Origin of the sequence: Aliiglaciecola sp. 2_MG-2023, from assembly GCF_030548145.1 — a bacterium.
GTDB lineage: Bacteria > Pseudomonadota > Gammaproteobacteria > Enterobacterales > Alteromonadaceae > Aliiglaciecola > Aliiglaciecola lipolytica_A.
In genome coordinates, this window is the sequence record NZ_JAUORY010000040.1 from 1 (window position 1) to 12,004 (window position 12,004).

Below are 12,004 nucleotides of genomic sequence, written 5' to 3' on the forward strand. Positions count from 1 at the left end.
ATAAATAAGACACCCATAACTAGCACGTGAATAAACAGGACACCCACCGCAAAGTTTCGTATTCGGCGCTATTGATGTAGGAATAAACAAGACACCGAATAAACAAGACACCCATGTTTAGCCATGTATGCAAAACTCAAAAAGATATCTATGAATTTATAACAAAGATATCTCAGGTTTAGCTTTTTCGGAAAACATCATAAAAGAATCAATCTACTGGCAAACTCGCTATAACCACCCTTTCTGATTGGCAATTCGCGCCGCATCAACTCGGTTGGTCGCATTCATCTTAGATATGGCTTCTGAAAGGTAGTTACGCACTGTGCCTTGCGCAATAAATAATTTCTCTGAAATTTCAGCGGTAGACAAGCCTTCAGCCGCAAGTTTTAGTGCTTTACGCTCTTTGCTGTTAAGTGGATCCTTATCCCCTATCGCCATCATGGCTAGCTCGGTATCAATTACTCGCTCGCCGCTTATCACTTTGCGTAAACTGGTAATTAAATAGTTACTGGGAGCTTCTTTGAGCACGATCCCCCGTACCCCAGCCTCAATTGCTCGACGCATATAGCCGGCTTTGGCGAAAGTCGTCATGATCACAATTTTTATGCTTGGATGTTGCTTCTGCAAGGTTTCGGCAAGTTCGATGCCCGTCATATGTGGCATTTCAATATCGGTCAATACAATATCGGGGATTACATCTGAACTATTAATAAAACTAAGCGCTTTTGTCCCATCACCACAAGACGCCACTACCTTTATATCTGATTCAAAACCAATTAATGCGGTCAGTGCATCGAGCACTAAGGTTTGATCTTCAGCAATAACTAAATTTGTAGTCATTAAATTTCCCTTTTCAATTAATTCATTTTTTAACACCAGCGGCTAGCCTTAAGACAATGCGACGCTTATTTCAAGGTGCATCCCCTTGTCATGCTTAATAAGCAAAGTGCCATCAATCATCTCTAAGCGTTCTTGCATACCGGTTAAACCATTTCCAGCTTTATAGGGCATATTGGGCTTACTGCCGTTATCCCCAATGCGCATATTCATTGTGTCACCGTCAATATACGCCTTAATATAGGCTTTACTCGCATCACTATGACGCAGAATATTAGTCACTGCTTCTTTGGCAACAAACGCCATTTGCAACTCAATATTTACCGGCAGGTCCACTTCACTCAACTTATTTGTCGTTAATGCTACTTCGATATTGGCATTTTCGAGCAATTTAGTCAGAGTCTGTAATTCGCTTTGCAATGAGAGTTTTTTCATGCCTGAAACTGCTCTCCTTACATCAGACAAGACTTCGCGGGAAACGGCACTAAGCTCAGCAAGTTGCGTTTTTGCTTCGTCGGTGCGGTCGTGTTGGAGGAGTTTTTCTGCTAGCTCAGCCTTTAGTGCAATAGTTGAAAGAGTATGCCCAACTAAATCGTGTAAATCTCGACCTATGCGCTCTCGCTCGGCAATGGCACTAACCTGCGCTAGTTCATTTGCAGCATGCTGTTTGTGTATTTCAATGAAGGCTTCTTTTCTTTCCAGTAATCCAAATGCGAATAATGCCAAACACGCAAAAACTGAGGGGATTAGATAACGTAAATCAACGGTTTGATAGTGCATTACCGAAGCAACCATAGCACTCAAAACAATTAAAAGACTAATTGCACGTACCCAACCACGGCCATGATAGCCTATCAAAAAAGTCGCAAAACCAAATAAAAATAACCCTGCAAAATTGAGCAACGTGCCACCTATACAAGCTAACACAAGGCAAATGATTGGCAATATCACAGCCGTTCCACTAGCAAAAACAGCCCAAATATAAAACACGATAAAGGATACATAAATACCGATAGAAGCAATCAAATGATTAGTACTAAGAGTATTGGAACCGATAAACAGGGGAACGAAATAAAAGAATGAAAAAACGAGTGAAATGAAAGACCATTTCTTGCGCTCACCACGCCCAAGGGCGGGCAAGCTTATATTGCTGTTTGGTATAGTGTTAGCCATTTTATTTCCTTGTGATTATTACATCATCACTTAGCAAGGCTTGCTGTAAAAGCCGCATCCTTTAGTGCCTTACTTTGACTGCCAGTTGCACCTTTGATGTTGGCAAAGCGCTTTTCTTGGATATAAATACTGACAATATATATCACTACAATTACAGCCGGTACAGATACAAATACATGCTCAGGGGCAACAAAGTAGCAGGTCACGATCGCAATAGTTCGAGTAATAGCATGGAAATATCCAACCCAATGCTGAATTGCCCATGATAACGGCATCCACATTAATCCGGCAAGAATACCAACTGACATAGGAATCGATTCATTTTCTTTAGTTGCGAAAGGCATGACGATGGCAAACACTAACAACGCCATTACTACTCCTGCCATAAACAGGTTATCAAATTCATTTTTAGGGCCTTTGCGGTTAAAGAAGTCTTCACCGGTGAGCTTGGCAAAGAAAATCCCCAAATAGAAAATAGCACCACAACCTAACCATACTGACCATACTTTTATTTCCATTGATTCAACAAAAAAGCCGATAAAGCCAATAATGCTCCATACTATCATTCCAGCTAAAGGCATCGCTAAAAAACGACGTTGACGAAACTGTTCGCGTTGCTGATCTAAGGTTAATGTTTTCATTTTTTAACTCGCTAGTTGTTTAAAAGACGAGTTTATTATTGCCAAAGTGTGAACAAAGAATAAGGCACAAATGTCACCAATAAGATGTGACATTTGTCACAAAATAAACTTAAAGGCCGGCTCTGAGGTATTAAAGACTAATTCTTAGCATAATGGGTATTTGATAGGTTCTTTGTGTAAGTATTAACGATTGCGCTTACTACTAGATGACTTGGCAAGCAGTTTTCCCCGCGCTAGAAATTCACCTTTTCGCTTAGATTTGAGCTTAGGATCAGGCTCAAAATTACCGTAAAGCTCTTCATCAGAGGTTTTTACTGATGCCTTCTTATTGGGTGTAAAACCAGAGATGATTTCACGCGGCAACTTGCAACCAATCACCCGTTCAATTGTTTGCAACTGTTTTGATTCATCCTCACTGAACAATGATAAAGCTAAGCCAGTGTTATCAGCACGCCCAGTGCGACCGATGCGATGCACGTAATCTTCGGCAACATACGGCAGGTCAAAATTAATCACGCAAGGTAGTTGGTTTACATCAATACCTCGAGAGGCAATATCAGTAGCAACCAAAACTTGAATATTACCGTTACTAAATCCATCTAATGCTAGCGTGCGTGCATGCTGGGTTCGGTTCGCATGGATTGAATCCGCGCTAATACCGGCATTTTTTAGCTGGGATACTAAATCATCGGCTCCGCGCTTAGTGCGACAAAATACCAACAGTTGATGCCATTTATTTTTCTTGATCAGGTATATCAGCGCTTCACTTTTCCGGGCTTTGTCGACGGGATGTATCAATTGCTTAACTGAATCGACAGTGCTATTAGCCGTCGTCACTTCAATCACAAGAGGGTTATTCAACATACTTTTAGCTAGGGCTTTTATTGATTTAGAAAATGTCGCTGAAAACATTAAAGTTTGACGTTGGTTGGGTAACAAGTTTTGGATGCTGCGAATGTCGTCGATAAAACCCAATTCCAACATACGGTCAGCCTCATCTAAGACCAATATTTCAAGTTGTTCAAAGTTAATTGCTTGTTGATGATACAAATCAATGAGACGACCAGGTGTAGCGACTAAGATATCCAAACCATCTTTCAGCATTGATATCTGGGGTTCTATCCTGACACCACCGAAGACCGCTCCACAACAGATTGCCATATTACAACAGTAATTTTCTACACTCTTTGCAACCTGAGAGGCGAGTTCTCGTGTTGGCACAATGATCAACCCACGTGCGTTTTTTGCAAGTGGATTAGTGCCACCAGCTAATAGCTGTGCAACTGGCAGTGCAAAAGCCGCCGTTTTACCCGTGCCAGTCTGGGCCATAGCCATGACATCACGTCCTTCAAGCACTGCCGGAATAGCTTCAATCTGTATGGGTGAAGGTGTTGTGTAACTTTTTTCGGCAAGAGTATTCAACAACGCGTCACACAGGCCTAACAAACGAAAAGACATAGAGTAAGTATTCCTTGGAAAGATTAATATTTTCTAAACAGTGGAATTGAGATCTGTATTTGATTTATTGATAGCGCAAACCAAAGGTATAACAAAACCGTAAATATAAGTACTGAAATCAGGATATTTGAGATTACAAAAAGCAAACCGACAGAAGACTATTTAAAAGTTCTCAAATCTATTGCTTTTTGCGTACTTTAATAATTAGCTAATTAACGTGGGTGTCCTGATAATATATTGAATGATTTCCTACAACATTTAAGAAGACACCCATGATTATATCTTTTCATCTAACTTAATTATTCGCCTGAATTAACATGGGTGTCTTGATAATTTAATGAATAATTTCCTACCCAATAGGTCAAAACGATACATTCGGTGCTCAAAATTTCCCAATAAGGTAAACCTAGAATACAAAAAGTAATACCTATCTAGATTGATCGATTTAAGATGTTGAACCGTATTAGTTTTGAAATTTAAGACCCGATTTACTCTTAATATGGAGATTTAAATGGATCGCTATATTGTTCGAAAGCCTTTCGGCGAATCGTTTACATATCAGTATCCCACAGGGAAAACGGTTAAAAATAAGGGAATTAAGCGTTGGGTGCGAAGCTTAGCAATACCACCAGCATGGCAAGAGGTGCAGATTGATCTTGATCGCAGTGCCAAAATATTAGCCTTTGGTCGAGATGCACAAAACCGCAAACAATACATTTATAACCCCAAGTGGACAGAGCAAGCTAGCGAACAAAAATTTGAACGAATTTTACGATTCGCCAAAGAATTATCTACGATGCGAAGAGTCACCGGACAACATATAACACGCCGTCCCATCGATGAAAACGCCGTTCTAGCTTGTATGACGCGTATGCTCGATGAAGCCTTTTTCAGGCCTGGCAACCCCACTTATACCCGTGACAACCAAACATACGGTTTAACCACCTTGCGAGTCAAACACATGAGTTTTGACGATGGTCAGGTTCAATTTGATTACATTGGCAAAAGTCAGCAACCTCAACACCGGGAAGTCGACGATAAACACGTAAGCAAGGTTTTAACCCATCTCGAAAAAATGGCTGGCTATGAGTTGTTTGACATTACCTTGCCTGATGGCGAACGCAAAAAAATCAACGCGCAAGATTTAAATCAATATATTGTCGAAGTTATGGGTGAAGACTTCAGCGCAAAAGACTTTCGAACTTGGGCCGGAACCGTACTTATGGCAATCGCCCTTGAGGAACTTGGCCCGGCAAGTGACCAGAAACTAAATAAGAGTAATGTATTAACCGCTGTTAAAAAGGTCGCAAGCGAATTAGGTAACACACCCGCAGTATGCCGCTCAAATTACATTCATCCCAACGTCATATTACATTACGAAAGTGGACGGACTCTTGCTTATTTCCGCAAGCAACTTAAACGCTCGCGAGCCAAATATTTCAGTCCAGACGAAAAAGCAACGTTGAATCTACTCGAATATTTAGTCGCGACTTAATATTCAAACATATAAACTTTTTAGTACTATTTATTACTTTTAAAGTCACAATTACCGTCACTCACCTTTATCCAACAAAGCATTAAACGCCAATATTTATACGTCGCTTTTAACAAGACACCCATGATTATATTATTCTGAGCATTTAAATTACTTACTCGTTAACATGGGTGTCTTGATAATTCCTCTTTGTTAACATGGGTGTCCTTATAATTCTTATAATTTTCTAATGTCCGTGGATTAATGAGCCAACTATTCGTCTAAATTGTCTTTCGTCGGAAGGTATTTATAACCACTTATCATTGAAGACACCAAAGCAGTTTTTTCTCTACGCTCACTAATAACAACGCCGATAATATGTAATGGAATTAAGCACAATAACGCATAAAAAGCGTAGACATGTGCAGTGATAAATGGCTTTCGAAGTTCGCGCATTTTTTGGTAAGCTTGTTCATCAACATTTTCTTTAGAATAGGGTTTAATGCTATCAAGTTTACTGCTATCAACTGCAATACTTTTAGCAAAATATTGCCCCAATGGAGGATAATAAATATCAGTACCTGCGATAACTAAACCACTAATCATTTGAATACACATTGATAACAATAGCGCCCCTACCATAAGCTTCCCTAGCGGGTTGTGCCCTTTGTATTTTTTATGGGGTTGTTGTTTAAAGTCGGCTAACTCTTTAGTAAATCCTTTAGCAAATGGTAGAGTCTTATGCCAGCGTTCATATCCTTTACCGAAAAACCCCATAACAACTCTTAACAACAAGTTAGCTGCAAACACGTAACCAGTTAAGACATGAACGGTTTTAAGTAGAATTTTGCCATCAACGCTTACTCCTAAAGTTTTCGCATTAAAAATAATTAAGCCGAAACCCAGTAACATCGTGATTGTGAGAACATTTATCCAATGAAACAGTCGCAAATATTGACTCCAAACATAGACTTGTTGATATTGAGTATTCATATTTACCTCGATGTAGTCAGGAAATTTACTGTCTTTTCAGCATAAATGATTAAGATGTTCAATTCATTGATCTGGCGCATAACCTAAGCTTCTTACTTAACAAGACACCCATGATTATTTTATTCCGCATATTTAAATTACCTGCTCGTTAACATGGGTGTCCTGATAATTTCCCATGATTATATTATTCCGCGTATTTAAATTACCCACCCGTTAACATGGGTGTCTTGATAATTCCCCACCCGTTAACATGGGTGTCTTGATAATTCGGATAATTCTCAAGATGTGTTTAAGCGGTTTAAGGCTGGCTTGAAGCTGCAGATAGATAATCGGGTAAACCAGTTCCCTGCTGATGAAGCCCTGTTATTCGGTCTCTAGGGTATTTCTTTGTTTATTACTGTGTTGGTAATTAAAACTGATCATCTCGAATAAAAGCAAAATGTGTCACCGTAATAAGTAGTTGAAAGTCATGCCAATGCGCAGCTAAATCTCGTAGTTACTAGTTTTAACTTTTATAAGGCGACATATCTAAACCACCATGATCACTAGAAATAACTCACTTTGTTGGTTAATCTGTGTATATGAATAAAAACCGATAAGTGCCATGGTACTAAATTTTTTTAGTCTTATTTGTCGTATCTCCGTGCTGATTTTATTTTTGGTAGGTTTTAACGGGGTTTATGCTGCCGACCAAGCAAATGTATCTTACCAGTTTTATTCGGTTGAGCAGTCAGTCGTTGCGCATCAGTCTTCTGTATACCATGTTGTATCAGATCAAGATGATTTAATCTGGCTGGCCACAGATACAGACGGTTTGGTCCGTTACGATGGTTATAGTTATCAAGCTTGGTCAAAAGTACTACTAAACGGACACGAAAATGCCAACATTTCCAAACTGTACCTTGACCAAGGAGTCATATGGGCCGCGACTTGGGGAATGGGCATAATAAGATGGGAATCTGCCAGTCAAACAAAAACGAATTATCGAGTTGAGACCGATAAACCATCGATCAGTAATGACCATGTACAAACCTTTTTCAAAGACAGTCTTAATAGGTTATGGATCGGCACCCTATCGGGACTCAATTTTATCAGCCTTTCAAATCCTGATTTAGTGCACAGCTTGCCATCTGAAAACCCACTCAGTAGTGTGAGGATATGGTGGATGCAAGAGTCAGATACTGCCCTTTGGGTGGCGACGTCAAATGGCTTATATAAGCTTTCAAAAGATCTCTCGAAGTGGCAAGGATATACACTCACTGGAGATACCCCTGAAAAAAGTCGTTCGAATGAAATTCGTACCCTACAGCTTGTTCAAGATGAACTTTGGGTAGGCACAGATAGTGGACTATTTATATTTGATCAAGCTTCTTCTGCATTCAAGCCTATTAGCTTAACCCAAAATCAACAGCAATCATCCAATGTAAGAATCAATGACATTCAACCAGACGCTGAGAAGAAAACAGTGTTCGTTGGCACTAACAACGGTATATATCGTTTGCAAGCGGACACCTATTCACTATTAATCAAAGATGGAAAAGCATCAGATCTGTTAGGAACTGATATTAGAAGTTTATTTTTAGACCAAACCGGAAGCATATGGGCTGGGGCAAGAGACAAGGGGTTATTTATTGGTATACGGACTGAAAGTCGTTTTACTCAACTGTTACAAAATACAGACTTCCCCACGGCCTTAAATGGGAAGCTTGCGGTGAAATCGATTCATTACTCTCATTCAAATGAACTTTGGCTAGCGACCAACGACGGGGTATACCGGCGTTATAATTCGTCACTTGAAAACGCGTGGCAATTTATACCTTTCCCAAATAACTATAAAACAGACGAAATTAGCGTCCTTTTTGTCGATAGCACAAACAATTTATGGGTCGGTGCTAACAATAAGGTGTTCCGAAGCAAAGTGTCTAAACCAATGGCGCTAGAAGAATATTTCGGTTTTGCTGACTTGGCCTTGAAAGACGTTCGATTGACGGCGATATACGAAGATAATGATAATAAAATCTATTTTGGTATTTGGGGAGTAGGCATTGCTCAACTTTCTATTGAGGAAAATCGACTAACTTGGATTGACCAAAGCATCTCGAATATACGCAGTAATATGGCCTATTCCATATTTCAGTTAGCCAACGGTAACCTTTACGCTGCGACACGATTTTCAGGAATAATCCCGCTCGGTTCGAGTCCCAAATTAGCTACCGCTGTTTCCTCCTCGCAACTCTATTGCGCCCATGTTGATATGAACAATACGCTATGGCTTTGTTCTAACGAGGGCTTGTGGCGAGTCACCCCCGAAACAGGCGCTACTGTACAATATAGCCTTCAAGATGGTTTGCCATCAAAACGCATTTTAGGTATCACCCACGACAACAACGGAATGATATGGGTCGCTACAAATCAAAGTTTAATATCTATTAATCCTAACAATGAGCATATTCAGCGAGTGGGTATTGCTCATGGTTTGCCTATCGAGACCTTTACAGAACACGGAATCAAGCGTTCAGAAACAGGTATAATTACGCTGGCTAGTTCACAGGGCGCTTTTGAATTTAACCCAAGTAACATGTTTACAGACATATCGCCTTCTCATGTGCGATTAACCCAAATATCTATTGGTTACGAAAAAGAAAAACACGACGCGATTTATTCACAGTCTAGCTTTGAGTTAACCCATGATCATGGTCCGGTTCGTTTACAATTTAGTGTGACAGACTTTAGAGAGTCGAGCAAAAACATGTTCCGCTATCGTTTAACTGGTCGAGACCCAGATTGGACCGATTGGAGTTTAGATAATCATTTGGTGCTGAGAAACCTGCCAATTGGTGACAACATATTGGAAATCGAAGGTAAAAATAGTCAAGGGACAATTACCGCAGAGCCGCTAGAACTTCACTTTAAGGTCACCGCACCATGGTGGATGAACAAGGCTTTGATATTTTTAATTTTCATCATCTTTGTTTTTCTTATTTGGACCATCATCAAATGGAGAACCCAGCATTTGGCAAAAGTTGCCGCAAAACTTGAGCGCGATGTGCAAGAAAGAACCCAACAACTAGAAGAAGCTAATCTAACTTTGAGTCGATTAGCTGAAACGGATCATTTAACTGGGTTAACGAATCGACGAGGCTTTTTGAGAGCCTTTACGTTTGCACGAGAACTTAGAAAAAGGTCAGCTAATCCATTGGCGATTTTATTACTGGATGTCGATTATTTTAAGAAGTTTAATGATACTTATGGTCACCAAGCTGGAGATGACTGTTTAAAACTGATCGCTGATACTTTATCTGAAATACTCCGTTCTCAAGATGTACTGGCTAGATGGGGAGGCGAGGAATTTGCGCTATTGTTGCCAAACACAGAACAAGCTGGAGCCGTGACTTTAGCTGAGAAGTTAAGGTTGGCCGTGCAGCAAGCTATCCATAAGAAATTTAACGTACAGACTTGCGCCACTTTAACTATAGGCGTGGTTGCTAACCTTGAACCAAATATCTCATTAGAAAAGTGGTTGCAGCGAGCAGATAGTGCCTTATACAAAGGAAAAGAATCCGGACGAAACCAGGTAGTTGTTTACCAGAATGAATAACGAGTAGCGTCCTAATTTACTCAATCGGTTAATCCCCTAAAAAGGTCAAAAATACCAAATCGACCATGACTTACCGTTAATTTTGCTTAACCTAGTGCTATGTATTGAAAAACAGCCCCCCTTGTAAGCAACCGTGAGGGGGCAAAGACTGAAACGGTTAAACAAGAAAACGCTTGAACAAGACACCCATGATTAAATTTTATAGCGTTACGAGGTTATCGGTCCTAACTAAGGTGGGTGTCCTGATTATTTTCTGATTATTCTTGTTAACATGGGTGTCTTAATAATTTTTTTAATAATTTTGATAATCCCTTCTCAAAACAAAGGTCGCCAATCCAAGAGCATGATTGCCACTTTTTAGTGCAGACTTTTTTAAATTTTCATGTCGGTGCGAATAGATATGTAGTCCCTAGCACCAAAACTCGATTAAACACTGCTTTTAGGCTGACAAAAGTTTAGATGTGAAAAAGGAATAAAACTTGCTCATATTGCTCGAAATTGAATTACTGAGAGCAAAATTATGCAAGCATTTATCGATAACATCCCAAAAGCCGAGCTACATGTTCATTTGGAAGGCACTTTAGAGCCAGAGCTTAGTTTCGCATTGGCGAAGAAAAACGGTATTCCACTACCCTATAAAACCCCCGAAGCATTGGTTGAAGCATATGACTTCACCGATCTCCCATCGTTTCTAGAAATATACTATGCGGGTATGAATGTGCTTGTGGCAGAGTCCGATTTTTACGATTTAACCATGGCATATTTAACTAAGGCAAGTAATCAGAATATTGTATACGCCGAATTATTTTTTGACCCGCAGGCGCATACATCCCGTGGCATCGACTTTTCAATTGTGATCAACGGCATACATAAAGCGCAAGTTGACGCTGAACAAAAACTCGGTATAAAAAGTCAGTTAATCATGTGTTTTTTGCGTGAATTGTCTGCCGAGTCTGCCATGGAGCATCTGTCAATGGCAGAGCCTTATTTATCCTATTTAGTGGGCGTGGGACTTGATTCGAATGAACGCGACAATCCCCCCATAAAATTCAAACAAGTATTTAAAAAAGCAAGAGAGCTAGGACTTAAGCTAACCATGCATTGTGATGTGAATCAAAAAAACACGCTCACGCATATTGGACAATGTTTAGATGATATCAAGGTTGACCGCATTGACCATGGTGTTAACTCTCTAGAAGACGCTTCACTGGTTGCTAAATTGCGCGATAGCAAAATTGGATTAACGGTTTGTCCTGTGTCTAATAGGTTTGTGGTGCAATCACTTACCGCAAAAGAAATTAGAACCATGTTAGACGAGCAAATAATGGTAACGATAAATTCTGACGACCCAGCTTACTTCCGAGCTTACTTAAATGAAAATTTTATCGAACTACAAAAAGAGGGAGATTTTGATAAGCAGGACCTACAAACCCTTGTGGAAAATTCATTTCGCATAGCTTGGTTGCCAGAAACCGAGAAACAACAGTATCTATCGAGCATAAAAGATTATGTGGTAACTAGCTCTTAAGTCTTCGTAAAGAAAACAGGCTATCTATATTTTAATTAGATTGTGCTGCTTTAGATTTTAACAAGACACCCATGAATACGTGGTTATAGGTGTTTTAATTTCCTATGATTTAACGTGGGTGTCCTGATTATTCTTTTAATTTCCTATGATTTAACGTGGGTGTCCTGATTATTTTGTGCTGCTTTAGATTTTAACAAGACACCCATGAATGCGCGGTTATTGATGTTTTAATTTCCTATGATTTAACGTGGGTGTCCTGATTATTTTGTGCTGCTTTAGATTTTAACAAGACACCCATGAAT

The 12,004-nt window shown here is 39.7% G+C and carries 8 protein-coding genes; 3 read left to right on the forward strand and 5 right to left on the reverse strand.

What is annotated here, in order from left to right; genetic code table 11:
* Positions 1 to 228: 228 nt before the first annotated feature.
* From Q4567_RS21540 to Q4567_RS21555, 4 genes are all read right to left on the reverse strand, one after another.
* Positions 229 to 840 (reverse strand): DNA-binding response regulator, encoded by a 612-nt coding sequence (locus Q4567_RS21540; protein ID WP_303502340.1) that lies wholly within the window; start codon positions 838 to 840, stop codon positions 229 to 231.
* Between the two features lie 48 nt (positions 841 to 888).
* A complete protein-coding gene (locus Q4567_RS21545) occupies positions 889 to 2,010 on the reverse strand; it encodes a sensor histidine kinase (protein ID WP_303502345.1) in 1,122 nt (373 codons plus the stop codon).
* A gap of 26 nt (positions 2,011 to 2,036) precedes the next feature.
* Positions 2,037 to 2,651, reverse strand: coding sequence for a hypothetical protein (locus Q4567_RS21550; RefSeq protein WP_216047164.1), 615 nt, complete (start codon positions 2,649 to 2,651; stop codon positions 2,037 to 2,039).
* Between the two features lie 183 nt (positions 2,652 to 2,834).
* The gene (locus Q4567_RS21555; RefSeq protein ID WP_303502348.1) at positions 2,835 to 4,109 is read right to left on the reverse strand and encodes a DEAD/DEAH box helicase; all 1,275 of its coding nucleotides are present in this window, start codon (positions 4,107 to 4,109) and stop codon (positions 2,835 to 2,837) included.
* A 511-nt stretch (positions 4,110 to 4,620) separates the two neighbouring features.
* On the opposite strand from Q4567_RS21555, the gene Q4567_RS21560 reads away from it, so the two are divergent.
* The gene (locus tag Q4567_RS21560) at positions 4,621 to 5,604 is read left to right on the forward strand and encodes a DNA topoisomerase IB (RefSeq protein WP_216047166.1); all 984 of its coding nucleotides are present in this window, start codon (positions 4,621 to 4,623) and stop codon (positions 5,602 to 5,604) included.
* Between the two features lie 252 nt (positions 5,605 to 5,856).
* Here the strand turns inward: Q4567_RS21560 and Q4567_RS21565 are convergent, their stop codons facing one another.
* Positions 5,857 to 6,576: a cytochrome b/b6 domain-containing protein gene (locus Q4567_RS21565; protein ID WP_216047167.1), complete on the reverse strand. Its 720-nt coding sequence runs from the start codon at positions 6,574 to 6,576 to the stop codon at positions 5,857 to 5,859.
* A gap of 604 nt (positions 6,577 to 7,180) precedes the next feature.
* Between Q4567_RS21565 and Q4567_RS21570 the strand changes: the two genes are divergently transcribed.
* Positions 7,181 to 10,174: a ligand-binding sensor domain-containing diguanylate cyclase gene (locus Q4567_RS21570; protein WP_303502351.1), complete on the forward strand. Its 2,994-nt coding sequence runs from the start codon at positions 7,181 to 7,183 to the stop codon at positions 10,172 to 10,174.
* Between the two features lie 520 nt (positions 10,175 to 10,694).
* Positions 10,695 to 11,702: an adenosine deaminase gene (locus tag Q4567_RS21575; RefSeq protein WP_303502354.1), complete on the forward strand. Its 1,008-nt coding sequence runs from the start codon at positions 10,695 to 10,697 to the stop codon at positions 11,700 to 11,702.
* Positions 11,703 to 12,004 lie beyond the last annotated feature (302 nt).